The sequence below is a fragment of the Aeromonas sp. ZOR0001 genome (assembly GCF_000801015.1).
Taxonomy (GTDB): domain Bacteria; phylum Pseudomonadota; class Gammaproteobacteria; order Enterobacterales; family Aeromonadaceae; genus Aeromonas; species Aeromonas veronii.
The window spans coordinates 19,563-38,155 of the sequence record NZ_JRJY01000063.1; the positions used below are offsets into that span (position 1 = coordinate 19,563).

An 18,593-nucleotide genomic window follows, 5' to 3' on the forward strand; every position below is an offset into this window, starting at 1 on the left:
TTTATGGCTCGTCTACACTGCTAGATAGTTTTCATCTGGAGTGTACGGTTATGAACATTGCTCGTCGGCTTCAACTGATAGCGCTGCTGGTTATGCTGGCGCTTGTTTTCCTCAGCTGGTTCAGTATCAACCGCCTTGGGGCTGGCAATCGAGACTTGAGCTATGTGACGGACAATACGGTGCCCAGTATTGCGCTGATCAAGGAGGTGCAAGCTGCGTTCTATGAGCTGCACTCCCGGGTTCAAAGCCATATCCTCAACACAGACAATGACAAGATGCAGCAGATAGAAGTGGATATTGCCGAGCATCGCAAACAGATCAATTCGCAACTGGAGAAATATAAAGCAGAGATGCTCTCCAATGACGAAGACCGACGCCTGACCGACGATGATCAGCGCATTATTGCGCAATATTATCAGGAGATAGACAAGGTTCTGCAGCTCTCCCACCAAAACAAAAACGACGAAGCGCGAGACATGCTGGCAGGAGAAGCCACCAGAGTGTTCCAGCAATTTGCCAAGGCAATCGAGCTTCATGTCAACTTCAATATGGATTTGGGACTGGCGCTCAAGAAGCAGGGCCAGGAGAATTATGACAACAGCCTGCAAACCCTGTTGTTTATCGCCGGTGGTGCCACCGTACTGACGATGGGGCTGTTTGTCTGGTTGTTCAATCAGGTGGCCAACCCCCTTCGTACCGCCATGGATACCCTGACCCGGATCCAGCGCGACCTCAACTTTACCCTGAGAGCAGATGTGAAACAGCAGGATGAGATTGGCCTGACCCTCAATGCGGTCAACCGGCTGCTCGATACGCTGCAACAGACATTTACCGAATTTTCCGTAGGCAGCTTGCAGATCAAGAGCACTGCCGAATCCCTCTCTCAGGCAGCGCAGCACCTGGCCAGCTCGGCTAATCAGGCCAATGATGCCACCAGTCTGATAGCCGCCGGTGTGGAAGAGATGACGGTCAGTATCACAGATATCTCCCAGCGTACTCAGGAGACGAGCCGCATCACCAACGAATCAGGGCAACTGGCGACCGAGGGAGGCCGGACCATCGAGCGCACCGTCCATGCCATCAACGAGATCGCCGACTCGATCCGGCAGGCCTCGGCCGAGGTCATTGCGCTGGGTGAGGGTATTTCGCGCATTGGCGGTGTGGTCAACGTGATCCGTGATGTGGCGGGGCAGACCAACTTGCTGGCCTTGAACGCGGCCATTGAAGCGGCGAGGGCCGGGGAGTCCGGCCGTGGCTTTGCGGTGGTGGCGGATGAGGTGCGCAAACTGGCAGAGCGGACGGCGCAATCCACCCAGGAGATCTCCGCTACGGTAGAGGCGATCCAGCAGGAGTCGAACAATACGGTCTCCCGCATGCATCTGGTGGAGGAGAAGGTGAGCCAGGGGGTCACCATGGCGACCGAGAGTGGTGCCATTATTGCCGAAATCCGCAGTGCGTCGCACCGGGTGATGGAGCAGGTGGGCGAGATCACCAATGCCATCCGCGAGCAGAGTTCGGCCGCCGAGTCGATTGCCCATCAGGTGGAGCAGATTGCTCAGGTCGTGCAGCAGACCAGCAGCACAGCGGAAGAGACCTCAGCCGCCGCCGAGGAGCTCAATGTCACCACCGAGAGCATCCACCAGCAGATATCCCGCTATCGCATTCAGTAACGCCGAGAGTTGTTATCCATCCGCTATCCCCGCCAGCCAGCTGGCGGGGATTTTTTTATATGGCTTGCTTAGAAGCCTGAGCCCGGTTGCTGCAAAAATGTCGCCTCTTCCGGTGTGCTGGTGCGACCCAGAATGTCGTTGCGGTGGGGGAAGCGGCCAAAGCGTTCGATGATCACCTGATGACGGCGGGCAAAGTCGGCAAATCCTGCGAAGGTCGCTTGCGCCGGTGTGCCAGCCTGCTCGGCAGCGAGTGCCTCGAACAGGGCCACACTTCTGGCCTGTTGTTCGCGGGATTCTGCATGTTCCAGCGGCAGATAGAAGAAGACCCGCTCCAGTGGCGAGAGGGATTTGTCCGCCCCGATGGATAGCCCTTTCAGGCAGAGATCCCTTGCTAGCGGATCCTGGGCAAAGGCCGCAGGCGTGCCGCGATGGATATTGCGGGGCAGCTGGTCAAGCAGCAGGATCAGCGCCAGCCGACCGCTGGGGAGATCGGCCCAGTGGGCGAGGCTGCCCTCGGCTGCCGCCTCTGCCTGTTCGCCAAAGCGGCTGGCCAGCAGGGCATCTGTTTCGCTGCTTTTTCCCCACCAGAGCGGGGCTTGCCGTGTGGCCCGCAGGACATCATCGGCTTCGTCGCCAAACCAGAAAGCGAGCAGAGGTTGCCAGGGTTGCATGGGAACTCCTTGAGGTGATTCAGAGGGAACCAGGAACAAATGGCTCAGGGGTGCTGCCGAAACGGCGGCTTCTCGTTACACTGTGCCATCTTTTGCCCGAAAGACGTAACCCCCCGATGGCGAGCGCCGGATTTTTGGCTCGGCCGATGATGGCCTGCGATCGCCATGAGGTGGTCCTGTTGACCCTGGTGGTTATCGGGATGTACATCTCTCTCGCGGTGTTGTTCTCACTGATATAAGGAATCTTTGATATGGCCGGAACCAGTTTGTTGGCCCTGCTCGACGATATCGCCAGCGTGCTCGATGACGTGGCGCTGATGACCAAGATGGCGGCCAAGAAGACCGCCGGGGTGTTGGGTGATGATCTGGCCCTCAACGCGGAGCAGGTCTCCGGGGTGCGCGCCGAGCGGGAGTTGCCGGTGGTGTGGGCGGTGGCTAAGGGGTCATTTCGCAACAAGCTGATTTTGGTGCCCGCCGCCATCGCCATCAGTGCCCTAGTGCCCTGGCTTATCACGCCGCTCTTGATGCTGGGAGGTGCCTACCTCTGCTTTGAGGGGGCCGAGAAGCTGGCCCACAAGTTCCTGTCTCATGAAGTGAGCGAGGGGGAGGCACATACAGCCCTCATTCCCGATGATCTGGTGGCCTTCGAGCAGCAGAAGGTGAAGGGAGCGATCCGCACCGATTTTATTCTCTCTGCCGAGATCATCGTTATCGCCCTTGGCACGGTACAGGGAGCAAGCCTCGCGCTGCAGCTCTCGGTAGTGGCGGGCATCGCCCTGCTGATGACCATCGGGGTCTACGGGTTGGTGGGGCTGATCGTCAAGCTCGATGACATCGGTCTGCATCTGCTGCAAAAAACCGATGGCAGCGCCCTGCGCCGCGCGGTGGGGCAGGGACTGCTGGTGACTGCGCCCCGTCTGATGCACCTGCTGGCACTGGTAGGGACGATCGCCATGTTTATGGTGGGCGGCGGCATTCTGGTGCATGGCTGGCCCTTTGCCCATCACCTGATTGAAGGTGCCGCCGCCGTTGTCGCCACCCTGCCCACAGTGGGGGCCGTACTGGCGGCGGTGACGCCGACTCTGCTCAACGCCGTGGCCGGTGTGGTGGTGGGTCTGCTGCTGGTTGCTGTGATGACGCTGGTGAGCCGTCTTGCCCCGGCCAAGGTATAAGCGAGCTTGCGGGCCATTGTCTCTTTTTTCCTCTCTTCATTTTTTGGCCTTCGGGTTGCCCGGTTTCGGACTTGCTGCCCGCAGGTCTGTTGCGCCTCCCGATAAAGGCCTTTGCGAGAAGCTATGTATCAACAACAGTGGAATAACGACCATATCTACCCGGGCCTCGACAGCCCGGAGCTGGAAGCGGACATGCGCGCTGCTCGCCACGCGCTGGAAGAGCTGGCCAGCTATATGGCAGGTCTGGACGGGGTGCGCGGCGATGACGCAGCGCTGCAGGATTTTTTGCGGGAAGTGCGGCTGCGCGCCAGCGATATTCGCCATGTCGGCTGGAACGTCGCCATTCTGGCCGCCTGCCGTGGCAGTCAGGATGCGCGGGATCCGCAGGCCAAACAGCTGGCGTCCCGTGCTCGCGCCCTTAATGCCGATCTGTTCAAGACCCTGGCGCCGGTGGAAGATCTGATGCTGGCGTTGCCGGAAGAGGAATTCGCCGCGCTGATGGTGGATCCGCTGCTCGGTGAAGAGGCGTACCGCCTGCGCCACGAGCGTCGTTTGCAGGATCAGCGCTTGCCGGTGGCGGCGGAGCAGCTGGTGATCGGTCTGGGCACCGATGGTCTGCACGCCTGGGGCAACCTCTACAACGATCTGGTGGGCAAGATCCGGTTAACCATTGATGGCCGCGAGATGGGGCTGGCCGAGGCGAGCAATCTGCTCTCCAGCCCGATACGTGCGCTGCGTTTAGAAGCCTTTGATGCCATCAGCGCCGGTTGGGAAGGGGAGCAGGAGACGGTTGCCGCTATCCTCAATGCCCTCAACGGCTGGCGGCTGGAACTGGCCCGTCAGCGCGGTAAAACCCGTGTGCTCGATGCGCTGGATCTCTCCTGCCACCAGAGTCATATCGAGCGTGCCACCCTCGATGCCCTGATAAGCGAAACCTGGCGAGCCCGTGGGTTGGGCCAGCGGGCGCTGGAGCTTATGGCCGAGCGCCTTGGTCTCGACGATCTGGGGCCGGAGGATCTCTTTGCACCGCCGCCAGCTTCCAGCAGCCGTGACATTCCTTTTGATGAGGCGATCGAGTTGATTGCCGATGCCTTTAGCCGATTCGATCCCGAGATGGGGGCATTTGCCCGGATGATGGCCGAGAAGGGGTGGATTGATGCTGCGCCCACGCCAAATCGCCGCACCGGCGCCTACTGCACCAAGTTTGCCGAACCGGTCGAACCGCGGGTCTTCGTCACCTATGCCGGCACCATGGACAATGTCATTACGCTGGCCCATGAGCTGGGCCATGCCTGGCACAACTGGGTGATCCGCGATCTGCCGATGAGTCAACGCAGCTACCCCATGACGCTGGCGGAGACCGCCTCCATCTTCGCCGAAACCCTGGTGCGCAGCGCCCTGTTCGAGCAGGCGCAAAGCCCGGAAGAGCAGCTGGCCATCACCTGGGCGGAGGCCGATGGCGCAGCCACCTTCCTGGTCAATATCCCGGCTCGCTTCGATTTCGAGCAGGCCTTGGTGGCCGAGCGGGCGCAGGGTTATGTGTCGGCAGAGCGACTCAAGGCGTTGACTGACGAGGCATGGGGGCGCTGGTATGAGGGGAGTCTTACCCGCTATCACCCCATGTTCTGGGCGGCCAAGGCGCACTTCTCCATCGCCGGGCTGGGCTTTTACAACTACCCCTATCTGTTCGGTTATCTGTTCAGCCTCGGGGTCTATCAGCAGTTGATGAGCCGCAAGGCGGCGGGGGAAGAGGGCGTGGCCGAGGCCTATCGCGCCTTGTTGCGCGATACCGGCCGGATGAGCGCCGAAGATCTGGTAGCCAAGCATCTGGGGCAGGATATCCGTGAGGCCGCCTTCTGGCAGGGGAGTCTGGCACAAGTAGCGCAGGCGATAGAGCGCTTCGCGCAGTTGCCTGCCTGATTGGGTCAGCGGTGATATGAACAACAGGCCCCGGACAGTCTCGCTGTCCGGGGCCTGTTTGTTATGCCTGCTCTTGCTGCGGTTTGATGGGGCCAACGAACAGGGGGCGGGTCTGGTGAGTCAGATCCGGCTGATAGCCGTTGAAGAAGAGGTTGAGCAGCACCGAGCTGATGGTGGCCAACAGAATACCGCTATGAAAAAGCGGTTGTAGCTGCGCCGGAAGCTGTTGGAAAAAATTCCCGGAGACCGTCGGGATCATGCCAATTCCGAGACTGATGGCAACGATATAGAGGTTGTGGCGGTTGCTGTTGTAATCGGTGCGCGCCAGGATGCGAATGCCGGTGGCCAGTACCATACCGAACATCACGATACCGGCGCCCCCCAGCACGAAGGGCGGGATGGAGGCGACCAGCACCGACATCTTGGGGATGAGGCCAAAGGCGAGCAGGATCCCCCCCGACATCACGCAGACCCAGCGACTCGATACCCCGGTCACGCTCACCAGACCGATATTCTGGGAGAAGGAGGTGTGGGGGAAGCTGTTGAATATCCCACCAATAATGGTGCCGATGCCATCCACCCGCAGCCCGCGTACGATATCACCGCGCCTGGCCGGATGGCCGACGATGTCGCCAAGGGCCAGAAACATCCCCATGGATTCGATAAAGGTGATGAGCATGATCACCGTCAGAGTGGCGATGGAGATGGGATCGAAGGTGGGCCAGCCGAAGGCGAAGGGCACTATGGGGGCAAACCAGGCTGCCTCGCCGAGGTCATCGAGGCTTACTTCGCCCATGGCGATGGCCACCGCGAAACCGAAGATGATCCCGAGCAGCACCGAGATATTGCTGAAAAAGCCCTTGGTGAAGCGGGTCACCAGCAGGATAAAGACGAGCACCAGAAAGCTGGTGCCGATATAGCGCAGGCTGCCATATTCCGGATTACCCTTGCCCCCCGCCATCCAGTCGATCCCCACCTGCATGATGCTGATCCCGATGGAGGTGATAACCACCCCGGTGACGACGGTGGGGAAGAGTGGCATCAGCCGACCTATCAGCGGCACCAGCAGGGTCGAGATGATACCGGCGGCGATGGTGGCGCCGAAGATGCCCGTCAGCCCCAGATCCGGGTTGGCTCCGATGGCCAGCATGGGCATCACGGCGGCAAAGGTGACCGACATGATGACCGGCAGCCGGATCCCGGCAAAGCGGCCAATCCCGACACATTGCAGCAGGGTGACGATGCCGCAGCAGAAGAGATCCGAACTGATGAGGTAGGAGATTTGATCCTTGGGCAGCCCCAGACTGCCGCCAATCACCAGTGGCACCGCCACGGCGCCGGCGTACATCACCAGCACATGTTGCAGGCCCAGGGTAAAGAGTTGGCCCATGGGGAGCATGCGCTCCACTTCATCCACCGGGCGCTTGCGCACACCCGGTCGGGGGGAGGGGGGATTGGTCTCGTTCATGAACAGATCACTCCTTGAAGCCCGCGCAACTGCTACAGGCAAGATAGTGAAAGCCGCAGCTTTCCCGGTCATTGATCTCGTGTATTGACAGAGGTGCCAGCTCCCTCTGCAGTAGTGAGAGGGATCCGGTGCAGCACGGGTCAGTGCACAAAACATGCACAACGCCGCTCACGAGAGAAAACGTTTGGCGATAACGCCTTGTTTTTGCGGGATGAGTCACATACCGGCCAGATAAGTGTCCGGCTGTTGGCAGGGGAAAGAGGTGGGGGCATCTCAGATTGGTAAGGGGTTTATCATTATCGGTCTGGCGATCTCACTTTGATAGCCGGGCACCATAACGTTGCTCGCAATGCGCCCCTCTGCATGTGACGGCGCTCGCGGGCCGCAGGGCGCAATCGGGGGCGGGGGCGTGATCCAAAGCAAGAAAGTTGGATGTTTTGGTGGCGCACGGGGCCGCCGCTGGGGTAGTTTCGATAAAACTGACACAGATCCTGAGGTCTTATCCATGATCATCTATCTGCATGGCTTTGATGCCACCAGCCCAGGCAATCACGAGAAAGTGCTGCAGTTGCAGTTTATTGATGATGATGTGCGTTTCGTGCACTACAGCACGGTTCACCCCCGTCATGATATGAGCCATCTGCTCAAGGAAGTGAAAAAACAGCTCGATATGAGTACCGATCCCAAACCGCTGATCTGCGGCGTGGGTCTTGGTGGCTATTGGAGCGAGCGGATCGGCTTTCTGTGCGGCATTCGCCAAGTGATCTTCAACCCCAACCTCCATCCGGAAGAGAACATGCAGGGCAAGATCGACCGGCCGGAAGAATATGACGATATCGGTACCAAGTGTGTAACTGAATTTCGTAAGAAAAATTCAGGAAACTGCCTGTGTATCCTTTCCGTTCAGGATGAAGTGCGCGATAATCGGGACACTGAACGTGAATTGAAGAACTATTACGACATCGTGTGGGATGAGCGCGAGACTCATAAGTTCAAAAATATCTCGCATCATCTGCAGCGGATGAAGGCCTTCAAAGAAGCCTGATCCATCACGTCGACCGATTTCGTTTTAGGGAGCCAATGGCTCCCTTTCGTTTTGAGGAACCGAGGAAAATCATCATGATGAATATTGTCGTTGTAGGCGGCGGCGCCGGTGGCCTGGAGCTGGCCACCAGTCTGGGTCGCAAGCTTGGCAAGAAGAACAAGGCCAAGATCACTCTGGTCGATCGCAACCGCACCCACCTGTGGAAACCCCTGCTGCACGAAGTGGCCACCGGCTCCATGGACGCGGGCATCGATGCCCTGAGCTACCAGTCTCACGCCAAGAACCACGGTTTCGACTTCCAGCTCGGCACCCTGACCGACATCAAGCGTGACGATAAACGCATCGTGCTGGCCCCGATCCACGACGACAATGGCGACATCGTGGTCAACGAGCGCGAGCTGCCCTACGACTATCTGGTGATGGCCATCGGTTCTGTCTCCAACGACTTCAACACCAAGGGCATCAAGGATAACTGTATTTTCCTCGATAGCCCCTCCCAGGCGCACCGTTTCCACAACAGCATGATGAACCGCTTCCTGCAGTTCGCCACCGAATATCAGCCGGGCGACAAAGTGAAGATTGCCATCGTTGGCGGCGGCGCAACCGGCGTTGAGCTCTCTGCCGAGCTCTACAATGCGGTCGAGCAGCTCTACGCCTACGGTTTCAAGAACCTCACCACCGACAGCCTGAAGGTGACCCTGGTGGAAGCGGGCCCGCGCATTCTGCCGGCTCTGCCGGAGCGCATCAGCGGCGCCGCCCATCAGGAGCTGGTCAAGCTGGGTGTGGACGTGCGTACCGCCACCATGATCACCGAAGCGACCAGCGACGGTCTGCACACCAAGGATGGCGAGCTGATTGAAGCTGACCTGATGGTGTGGGCGGCCGGTATCAAGGCTCCGGATTTCATGAAGGATATCGCTGGTCTTGAGACCAATCGCATCAACCAGCTGGTGGTGAAAGAGACCCTGCAGACTACCCGTGACGAGAACATCTTCGTTATCGGTGACTGCGCAGCCTGCCCGCAGCCGGATGGCAAGTTCGTGCCGCCGCGCGCCCAGTCTGCCCACCAGATGGCCAGCCAGGCATTCAAGAACATTCTGGCCAAGATGAACGGCGGCGAGATGAAGCCCTACCTCTACCACGACCACGGTTCGCTGGTCTCCCTCAGCCGCTTCTCCACCGTGGGCAGCCTGATGGGTAACCTGATGCGCGGCTCCATGATGGTGGAGGGCTACATTGCCCGTCTGGTCTACATCTCCCTCTACCGGATGCACCAGATCGCCCTGCACGGCTACGTCAAGACCGGCCTCATCATGCTGGTGGGTCGCATCAACCGGGTACTGCGCCCGACCCTGAAGCTGCACTAAGCCAAGGTTTGACAGAATTCGGAATACCAAAAGGAGAGGCGATGGCCTCTCCTTTTTTATGGGCGCAGATCAGGAAAGAGAGCGTTACTTGCCCAGATAGGTGCGGTCGAAAAAGGTATTGACCCAGTGAGGGCGGTAGATGGCCAGCACCGTCATCGCCATGCCGTTGAGCAGAGCTTCGGGGAACAGCAGCAGTGGCCAGATGGAGAGATAATCCGCCGTGATGGTGTGCCAGGGGTAGCTGTGACTGAGCCCCATCAGCAACGCACTGGCGGCCACCTTGACCGAGATGGTGATGGCGCCGCCGAGAAAGGCGGCCACGAAGATATAGACAAAGAGATGGCGCGGCAGCCAGGCCCAGCTGGCCAGAAACAGCAGCCAGCTGGTGGCTACCGGCAGGGCGATGCCCACCAGTGCCTGCCAGCCAAAATCGGCCAGATTAGTGACACCGAAGTAACCGAGCACCAGCAGGGTCAGACAGGGGGCGAGCAACGCCAGCCGCCAGCCCAGCAGCAGGGTGAGGGAGGTGAGCCCGAGAAAATGGACCTCCAGCCCCTCATGCAGGCCGGCCCTTAGATACCAGAGCGGCACCAGCGCGATGGCACTGCCCAGCAGCAGGTGTTGATAGAGGGGGTTGTCATGGAGGGTTTGCCACAGGGAGCGGCGCAGGCTGAAGGCCAGCAGTACCAGCCAGACCAGGAGGGCGGCGAGTTGTCCTTCACTCATCTTGTCGTCCATTCATGCAGTAGAGTCCGGGCGGTCTTCCCGACCGCCCATAGCAGAGCAGGCTGACGGATCAGCCTGCTTTTACCATCAATATTTGACGTTGTTGTGGTACTTGCCGAGGATGCCCTTGACCCGTTCCATGGTCTCCTTGCTGGGGGGCTTGATCCCGCTCAGCTCGTACGGGTCGCCCAGCACATCCCACTTGTGTTTGCCGAGCTCATGGTAGGGGAGCAGCTCCACCTTCTCCACGCTCTCGCCCAGCTCGGCGATGAACTGACCCAGCCCTTCGGCGCTCTCGTCGTCATCGCTCCAGGTCGGTACCACCACGTAGCGGATCCACATGGTCTTGCCTTTGGCCGCCAGATAGCGGGCAAACTCCAGGGTGTATCTGTTGCTGACGTGGGTCAGTGGAATGTGTTTCTCGTCATTGATCTGTTTGATGTCTAGCAGCACCAGATCGGTCTGGTCGAGCAGCTTGTCCACCTGTTCGTCGAGATGACGGACGAAGCCGTTGGTGTCGAGACAGGTGTGGATCCCTTTCTCTTTGCAGGCGGTAAAGAGTTCGGTAATGAAAGCGGGTTGCAGCATGGCTTCACCGCCGGACGCTGTCACGCCACCGCCGGAGGCATTCATGAAGTGGCGATAGCTGGTGATGTCACTCATCAACTCCGGTACGGTCACTTCGCGGCCACCTTCGGTATCCCAGGTATCGCGGTTGTGGCAGTACTTGCAGCGCATCAGGCAGCCTTGCATGAATACGATAAAGCGTATTCCCGGGCCATCGACAGTGCCGCAGGTTTCGACGGAATGGATCCGGCCAACGGTGCCGTGAGCTCCGGCTGGCTGGCTGATTTCAACGGCAGGGATCCGATTAATGACAGACATAAACAACTCCAACGATTCGAGCAGGCCGTTATTTTATTACATAAACCCCTATTGATCCTACACCTTTAGTCCGGCGCCCGGCTGCCAAGCAGCTGCTCCAGCCCCTTGACGGTGAGCGGCCGACTGGTGAGAAACCCTTGATAATGCTGGCATCCCAGTGCTTTGAGGATGGCCAGCTGCGCCTCCTCTTCCACCCCTTCGGCGGTGACGGTAAAACGAAAGACCTGGGCCAGATCGAGTATCGCCTTGACGATGGCTCTGTCCTGTTCGCTGTGTACCAGGGTCTGAATGAAGCTTCTGTCCAGCTTCACCTCATCGGCGGGCAGATCCCGCAGATAGGCCAGCGACGAGTAGCCGGTGCCGAAGTCATCGATGGAGATGAGGATGCCGAGCTCCTTGAGCTGGCGCATTCTGGCAATACTCTCCTGCCGATTCTCCAATACTACCGATTCGGTCACCTCCAGCAGCAGGCGGGAGGGGGGCACACCGGTGTCGCGCAAGATGTACTCTACCTGTTGTACGAAGCCCTGGGTGTGGAACTGGCGGGCACTGACGTTGACCGACAGATGGGGGATCTGCAGGCCACGGTTGAGCCAGAAGCTGTATTGGGCGCAGGCGGTCTTCATCACCCAGTAGCCGATTTCGAGGATCAGGCTGGTCTCTTCGGCGATGGGGATAAACTCCCCGGGCGGTACCATGGTGCCGTCGCTGCGCTGCCAGCGCAGCAGCGCCTCGATACCCGACAGCGAGCCATTGTCGACCCGGTATTGCGGTTGGTAGTGGAGTTGCAGCTCGTGGTGACGCAGGGCATCGCGCAGCTCATTGGTAAGGGTCAGCCGGTTCTTCTCATGCTGGGCCATCGCCTCGGTAAAGAAGACGTAGTGGCCCTGACCGGCGCGCTTGGCCATGTGGGTTGCGGTGTCGGCCTGTTGCATCAGGACCAGATGATCCGTCTCGTTGCCGGAGAAGAGGCTGATCCCCACCGAGGCGCTGCAGTGCAGTTTGTGATCGCCGATGTCGAACGGGGTGCGAAACAGCCCCATCAGCTCGCGGGCGAAGTGCTCTGCCAGAATTTTGGCGGTGACTTCCCCTTGTCCCAGCTGGGTAAAGAGCAGGGCAAACTCATCCCCCGAGATGCGCGCCTGCACCAGATTGTCCTGAGGCAGTTCCCTGAAACGCTGCACCACGGCCTGCAGCAACAGATCGCCGCAGGCGTGACCGAGGGAGTCGTTGATCGACTTGAAGTTGTCGAGATCCACCAGCAGCAGGGCGCCCCACTGGCCGTTGGTGGCGCTCAGGGTCTGCTGCAAAATATGGTTGAGGCTGCGGCGGTTGTGCAGACCGCAGAGATCGTCGTAGTAGGCGAGCTGCTCGATATGTCTGGCCGCCTCTTTTTCCTGGGTGATGTCGTAGAAGCTGCAGATGAAGTGGCTGAGCTCCCCCTGCTCATCCTTGACGCCGTTCACCATCAAGCGCACCGGAAAGAGGTGCCCATCCTTGTGCAGACAGCGCTCTTCACCGAGCCAGAACTCCTGCTCGTTGACGGTGCGGCTGACATCTTCCTTGAGATGATCCCCGTAGTAGGTGGGGCGCAGCTTGCGAATGGAGTGACCGATCACCTCTACCTCGCCAAATCCGGTGATCCGGCTGAAGGAGTGGTTGACCTTGAGGATGATGCCGTTGTGATCCATCACAATCAGCCCATCGTGGGTATTAAAGGCTACCTCGGCCAGCCGCAGGGCATCGTCGGTGGCGAGGCGCTTGAGTTCGATGGCGGCCCGCTCGTGCTGGCTGCTCAACAGATCCAGCAGCTGTTCGGGCTCCTCAAGGGGGGTATCGAGCAGCAGGGTGATCTGGCCAATGGGGGCGCCGCTTTGACCATGGAGCGGAATGCCGATGTAGGCGCTGGCATTGAGGGCAAGCAGCCGGGTCGCCTTGGGATAGCGCACGGGCAGATCTTCCACATAGATGGCCTGACCATGCTGGAACAGCTCCTGAGCGGGGCCGGGGTCGAGCTGGATGGGCTTGAGGGTGGAGCAGATCTCCTCGTTGATGACGCAGCGGGGGATGATCCAGAGATCCTGACCGCGGGGCTGGAACTCGCCGATCCAGCCCACCCGGGCACCGCTGGCGCTCATGGCCCAGCTTACCAGCGTCTTGCAGTAGTCGATGCCGGTCTGCTGGTGCAGTTCGGGCGGGAGGGCCAGCTCAGCGCGGTGCTCTTCCGGTTGCGGTTGCCAGTGGCCGAGCAGCTGGGCGCTGCTGCGCACCAGCTGCAACATCTCCTCGCTAAGCGGTGTGGGATCGAGATACTCCAGACTCAGCACCCCGAACAGCTTGTCCTGCTCCAGCAGGGCACCATCGAGGCGTGAGCGCACACCGGCACTGGTCAGATAGAGGTGATTGCTCAGCATCGGCTGGTGGGCCGCTTCCGAGAAACTCAACGATTTGCGGGTACGCAGGGCGCGGATATAGCGGCTGTCACCACGAATGGGGTAGAGCGCCTCGACCCCCAGGGTGAACACCGGGGTGAGTTGCTCGCTGCCGAGATCGCCATTGGCCTGATAGTGCCAGAGGATGAGCCGATCGGCCCCCAAGCTCTCTTTAAGGGCCTCGAGCAGGGGCGCATACTGTTGCTGGCTCGCCATCTGGCTGAGGCGCGGCAGTTGCAATGCCAGATCGGCGATGGGCTCCTGGCGAAGGTTCTGCAGACAGATGAGCCAGAAGCCATCCTGCTCGTGAGCGAGGGCGATGTGCCAGAGCTGGCTGGCAAAGCGCACGGTGATCTTGCCGCCATGGCCGTTGGCCAGCAGTTGTTCGATGGGCAGGCGCAGGGCATCGGGTAGCTGGGCAGGCCAGGGGGCACGCGGTTCGTCGAGCCAGTAGAGCGGGGTTTGCATCACGTCGGTCAGGGCGACCAGCCGTTGACTGCGCAGATCCAGACGAAAAAAAAGCGGCGTCTGGAGGGCAGGAGGAAGATGACTGAGTGCGGTAGACGACATGAACAAACAACATCCTGTTAAGCAACCGTCGGGGTTGCAAGAATACTGCAAAATGGTGTGAAACAAAATTTCATTGAATTCTAAATTAGAAAAGCCTAATTTATTGCCCATTATCATGTATGAGGAGTCTTGCAGATGAAACGGATCCTGATTATCGGTGGTGTCGCGGGGGGCGCATCGGCGGCGGCTCGTGCTCGTCGTTTGAGTGAAGAGGCAGAGATCGTGATGTTCGAGCGGGGCGAGTTTGTCAGCTTCGCCAACTGCGGTCTGCCCTATCACATCGGGGGCGATATCCCCGACCGGGATGCCTTGCTGCTGCAGACTCCCCAGAGTTTCAAGCGCCGTTTCAACGTCGATGTGCGGGTCTTCCACGATGTGATCGAGATCGACAAGGCGGGCAAGACCTTGCTGGTGCGCAACCTGCAAACCGGTGAAGAGCAGCGCGAGCATTACGATGTGCTGCTGCTGAGCCCGGGGGCGGCGCCGATCCGTCCTCCCTTCCCCGGTATCGACAGCCCCCATGTCTATACCCTGCGCAACATCCCGGATATGGATCGCATTCTGGCGGCCCTGCATCACGATCAGCCGCGCCACGTTACTGTGGTGGGCGGCGGCTTTATCGGGCTGGAGATGATGGAGGCGCTGCACCAGCGCAAGCTGGATGTCACATTGCTGGAGCTGGCCGATCAGGTGATGGCACCGGTGGACAAGGAGATGGCCAACATGCTCCATGCCCGCATCCGGGAAGAGGGGATCGACCTGCGCCTTCGCACCGGCCTCACCGCCATCGAGAGTCTGGATCTGCCTGCCGAGAAAACCTCCGCCGTGCCGACCGCCAAAAGCGGTGGCCTGCGCCTGACCCTTAATGACGGTTCCCATCTTGATACCGGCCTGCTGATCCTCGCCATCGGCGTCAAGCCGGAAACCCTGCTCGCCGCCAAAGCGGGGTTGGAGCTGGGCCCGCGGGGCGGCATCAAGGTGGATGCCGGGATGCGTACCTCGGATCCCTTCATCTATGCGGTGGGGGATGCGGTGGAAGAGATTGACTTCGTCACCGGCGAATCTGTGCTGATCCCGCTGGCGGGCCCGGCCAACCGGCAGGGGCGCATCGCCGCCGACAATATGCTGGGCCGAAGCGAAACCTACAAGAAGACGCAAGGGACCGCCATCTGCAAGCTGTTCGATCTGGCGGTGGCCAGCACTGGCCTCAACGAGAAGCGACTGGTGCAACTGGGATTGCCGTTCGAGAAGGTTTATGTCCATCCGGGCAGCCACGCCGGTTACTACCCGGGCGCACATCCGGTCAGCCTCAAGCTGCTGTTTGCCCCGGATGGCAAGATTTATGGCGCCCAGGCCATCGGCAAGGATGGCATCGACAAGCGCATCGATGTGCTGGCGGTAGCTCAACGTGCCGGTCTCACCGTGTTTGACCTGCAGGATCTGGAGCTCACCTATGCGCCGCCGTTCGGCTCGGCCAAGGATGTGATCAACATGGCGGGCTTTGTGGCAAGCAACCACCTGAAGGGGGACACCCTGCTCTGCCACGTGGCCGAGGTACAGGCTCGTAACCCCCATCAGCTGGTGGTGGATGTGCGCAATAGCCCGGAGCTCGACAAGCTGGGCCGCATTCCGGGGGCACTGCATATCCCCCTCGACGAGTTGCGTGGTCGCCTCCATGAGTTGCCCAAAGAGAAAGAGCTGCTGATCAGCTGTCAGGTCGGGCTGCGCGGCCATGTCGCCTGCCGCTTGCTGAGCCAGCACGGCTTTAAAGTGAAGAATCTCTCCGGCGGCTTTAAAACCTGGCAGATGGCCACCGCCGAGTAACCGTTTTATTTCTGTGCCTGTTTGCCCCTCTCCCTTGTGCGTGCAAGATGAGGGGCTTTTTGTTTCTGCTGTTTGCCCTCCTTGCATTCCCTAATTGCAGCAATATTTCGACACACTTTATTTCCTGTGCCGGACAAAATTAACGTTTTGTTCAGGGGATGGGTGCTATAACCCTTGCCTCGTTCATGATGAACCGTGTAGTAGGGAGAGTGACATGCTGGATATGCTGATGGCCATTTGGCATCAGGATTTTGACGCCCTGGTTCAGATGCAGGCGGTACCCCTGCTGATCAGTTGCCTGATGCTGGTACTGCTGCTGGAGTCCGCATTCGTCTTCCTGCCCCTGCCGGGGGACAGCCTGGTACTGCTGGCCGGTGGGTTGGTTGGCATGGGGGTGTTTGGCCCTGAAGTAACACTTATTTATCTGCCGTTGGCTGCTGGAATAGGTTCCGTGCTCGCCTACTGGCAGGGACGGGCACTGCAGCGCACCCGCTTTATGGATCATATCGAACGGATGTTGCCTCCCGACAGCCTGCCCAAGGCGACCAGGCTGCTGAAAAAGTACGGTTTTCTGGCGATGTTCTCCTCCCGTTTTATCCCGTTTGTGCGGGTGCTGACCCCCATGCTGATGGGGATTGGCCGCCTGAGCGTGCTGCGGATGTGCGTGGCCAGCTTTGCCAGTGCCTTTATGTGGGCGCTCTGCCTCAGTTTGGTGGGCAAGCTGGCGATGAATACCCCCTTCTTTCTCCACCACAGCGAACTGTTGACCCGGGCCCTGCTGATTACCTCGCTGGTGCTGTTTCTGGCGGCCGTCATGGCCATCCTGTTTCGCTGGTTCAAAGGCGGAGCAAAAAACGAGACCAGCCACGACTAGATGACAACCCTTGCCGCACTGGATCGGTGGGCAAGGGGGTTCTCGTGCTGCAGGGGGCGGAATTGTGCCCATTCGGGTAATGAGCTTTGTGTCGGGTGAGCAGGATGCCTTATCCTGTTTCCAGCCACGCTGCATTTGCAGCGCTCCAACTCGGGATGGAACCTATGCGCCTCTTCGACTCTCCCTCTGCTTCTCACCGCTCTATCGCTGAAACCGGCGCTCTGCGCCGCCGCTGGTCAACCCTGCTGCTTTGCGGGGTGGTCGGTTTGCTGTCTGGCTGCGGCCCTGCCAAGCCCACCAGCCAAATATCGACCACAGAATCCACAGCCCAGCAGGAGGCCGGGGCGCCAACTTCTGTAGTGCAGGCCAATGCCCGCCAATACCGCGATGCGCCAGCGCTGGCGCTGGTCTTCTCCGGCTCCTTGGCGCCCAAGGCCAATTGGCAGAGCTGGCTCGGGGTCAGTGAGGGGGGCAAGCAGGTGCAGGGGGAATGGATCCTCGCCGACGATGGTCGCACTCTCTATTTCCCGAACGTTCAGCCCGATAAAAGCTATGAGGTGAGCCTCAAGGCGGGGCTGGGCCCATCCCCCCAGAGCTGGACCCTCAAAACCCGGCCGCTGGAGGCGGGAGCCTCCTTTACTGCCAGTGGCATGGTATTGCCGTTGCGTCAGGAACTTCGCCTGCCCATCAGCGCGGTCAATGTGGATGAGGTCAATATCGACTTCTTCCGGGTCGATGCGGAATATCTGCCCCGTTTTCTGGCGGAATATCGCCCCGGTGCCGGCATGGGTAACTGGGAGCTTGAGCAGATCACCCAGCGGGCCAAGCGGGTGTTCAGTGGCCGCTATGCGCTGGAGCTCGATGCCAACCGGCGCGAGACCCGTCTCATTAATGTGAAAGAGCCGCAGTTGGCCGAGGCTGGCGTCTACTTTGCTGTGATGTCGCCCCTTGGCAACTATTACTGGCGCAAGGAGACCACTTATTTCGCGGTGAGCGACATGGGGCTCAGTGCACGCCGTTACCGCGATCAGCTGGAGGTGTTCGTGAGCTCCTTGGCCAGCGCCGACCCGCTCAAGGATGTGCAGCTCTCCCTGCTCGATGAGAAGGGCAACCGGTTGCAGGTGCAAACCACGGATCCACAGGGTCATCGCCGCTTCGATCAGGTGCAGGGGGCTCGCCTGCTGCTGGCCGAGCAGGGCAACCATCTGGCGGTGCTGCGTCTCGATGGGGCTGCGCTCGATCTCTCCACCTTCGATCTCGGCACCCAGCCCTGGCAGGCCCAGCAGTTGTATCTCTTTAGCGGGCGCGACCTTTATCGCCCCGGCGAGCGGCTCGACAGCGAGATCCTGCTCAAGGGGCAGGATGGCCAGCTGCTGCCGGGGATGGCGGTGGAGCTGGAGGTGAAACAGCCGGATGGTCAGCTGCTCGAACAAAAGCGGCTGCTACCGGACAATCTTGGCGCGGCCCATTACGGCTTGCGTCTGCCGGACGATGCGCCGCTCGGGCGCTGGACCATTAACCTCAAGACCGCCGCTGGTAGTCGTTTCGAGTGGCCCTTTTTGGTGGAGGAGTTTCTGCCAGAGCGCTTGAAACTGCAGCTTGGCAAGGGGCCGGATGGGGAATTGCTGACCCTGCAACAGGCGCTCACTCTGCCACTGCAGGGGGACTATCTCTACGGTGCGCCAGCGAGCGCCACCAAGGCGAAGGCGGAGGTGAAGATCAGCCGCGCCACCATGCCCTTTACCCAGTGGCAGGAGTTCACGCTGGGTGACGTACTGCTCGCCGAGCAGGCCAAGGATCTCGAGGCGCGGAGTCTCACCCTCGATGCGCAGGGGCAGGGGACTTTTTCGCTTGCTGATGAGCTCGATGGGGTGCGCGCCCTCGGGCCGCTGGAGGTGGCCTATCGGGTGTCGCTCGCCGAGCCCGGTGGCCGCGCCGTCAATCGCAGTCGCACCCAGTATGGCTGGCC

Annotated in this window: 13 protein-coding genes; 8 read left to right on the forward strand and 5 right to left on the reverse strand. The window is 60.1% G+C overall.

Going from position 1 to position 18,593, the window contains the following annotated elements; translation table 11 throughout:
- Nucleotides 1–50 precede the first annotated feature (50 nt).
- Nucleotides 51–1,670 (forward strand): methyl-accepting chemotaxis protein, encoded by a 1,620-nt coding sequence (locus L972_RS08110; protein WP_047437401.1) that lies wholly within the window; start codon nt 51–53, stop codon nt 1,668–1,670.
- 68 nt (nt 1,671–1,738) lie between these two features.
- Here the strand turns inward: L972_RS08110 and L972_RS08115 are convergent, their stop codons facing one another.
- Nucleotides 1,739–2,341, reverse strand: coding sequence for a DUF924 family protein (locus L972_RS08115; protein ID WP_047437403.1), 603 nt, complete (start codon nt 2,339–2,341; stop codon nt 1,739–1,741).
- 251 nt (nt 2,342–2,592) lie between these two features.
- Here L972_RS08115 and L972_RS08120 point away from each other — a divergent pair, with 251 nt between their 5' ends.
- Both L972_RS08120 and L972_RS08125 read left to right on the forward strand, forming a co-directional pair.
- Nucleotides 2,593–3,513 (forward strand): DUF808 domain-containing protein, encoded by a 921-nt coding sequence (locus L972_RS08120; protein ID WP_047437405.1) that lies wholly within the window; start codon nt 2,593–2,595, stop codon nt 3,511–3,513.
- Nucleotides 3,514–3,636: 123 nt separating this feature from the next.
- The gene (locus L972_RS08125) at nt 3,637–5,433 is read left to right on the forward strand and encodes a M3 family oligoendopeptidase (RefSeq protein WP_047437408.1); all 1,797 of its coding nucleotides are present in this window, start codon (nt 3,637–3,639) and stop codon (nt 5,431–5,433) included.
- Between the two features lie 61 nt (nt 5,434–5,494).
- On the opposite strand, the gene L972_RS08130 is transcribed toward L972_RS08125, so the two are convergent.
- Nucleotides 5,495–6,901 carry a nucleobase:cation symporter-2 family protein gene (locus tag L972_RS08130; RefSeq protein WP_047437411.1) on the reverse strand — a complete coding sequence of 469 codons (1,407 nt, stop codon included), beginning with the start codon at nt 6,899–6,901 and terminating at the stop codon, nt 5,495–5,497.
- A 505-nt stretch (nt 6,902–7,406) separates the two neighbouring features.
- Here L972_RS08130 and ycfP point away from each other — a divergent pair.
- Nucleotides 7,407–7,946: an alpha/beta hydrolase YcfP gene (gene ycfP, locus L972_RS08135; protein WP_005334000.1), complete on the forward strand. Its 540-nt coding sequence runs from the start codon at nt 7,407–7,409 to the stop codon at nt 7,944–7,946.
- Nucleotides 7,947–8,020: 74 nt separating this feature from the next.
- Nucleotides 8,021–9,313, forward strand: a complete 1,293-nt coding sequence (locus L972_RS08140; protein WP_005353047.1) for an NAD(P)/FAD-dependent oxidoreductase — start codon at nt 8,021–8,023, stop codon at nt 9,311–9,313.
- An 84-nt stretch (nt 9,314–9,397) separates the two neighbouring features.
- On the opposite strand, the gene L972_RS08145 is transcribed toward L972_RS08140, so the two are convergent.
- The 3 genes from L972_RS08145 to L972_RS08155 form a co-directional block, all read right to left on the reverse strand.
- Nucleotides 9,398–10,039, reverse strand: a complete 642-nt coding sequence (locus tag L972_RS08145; RefSeq protein ID WP_047437467.1) for an energy-coupling factor ABC transporter permease — start codon at nt 10,037–10,039, stop codon at nt 9,398–9,400.
- A gap of 87 nt (nt 10,040–10,126) precedes the next feature.
- On the reverse strand, nt 10,127–10,924 hold the full coding sequence (pflA, locus tag L972_RS08150) for a pyruvate formate lyase 1-activating protein (protein ID WP_005333994.1): 798 nt from the start codon (nt 10,922–10,924) through the stop codon (nt 10,127–10,129).
- Between the two features lie 65 nt (nt 10,925–10,989).
- Nucleotides 10,990–13,926: a sensor domain-containing phosphodiesterase gene (locus L972_RS08155; protein ID WP_047437415.1), complete on the reverse strand. Its 2,937-nt coding sequence runs from the start codon at nt 13,924–13,926 to the stop codon at nt 10,990–10,992.
- 135 nt (nt 13,927–14,061) lie between these two features.
- On the opposite strand from L972_RS08155, the gene L972_RS08160 reads away from it, so the two are divergent.
- From L972_RS08160 to L972_RS21825, 3 genes are all read left to right on the forward strand, one after another.
- Entirely contained in the window at nt 14,062–15,750 is a 1,689-nt protein-coding gene (locus L972_RS08160) for an FAD-dependent oxidoreductase (RefSeq protein ID WP_047437418.1), read from the forward strand.
- Nucleotides 15,751–15,964: 214 nt separating this feature from the next.
- Nucleotides 15,965–16,624: a DedA family protein gene (locus L972_RS08165; protein WP_005333990.1), complete on the forward strand. Its 660-nt coding sequence runs from the start codon at nt 15,965–15,967 to the stop codon at nt 16,622–16,624.
- Nucleotides 16,625–16,788: 164 nt separating this feature from the next.
- A partial coding sequence (locus L972_RS21825; protein ID WP_047437471.1) for an MG2 domain-containing protein occupies nt 16,789–18,593 on the forward strand: 1,805 nt, incomplete at its 3' end.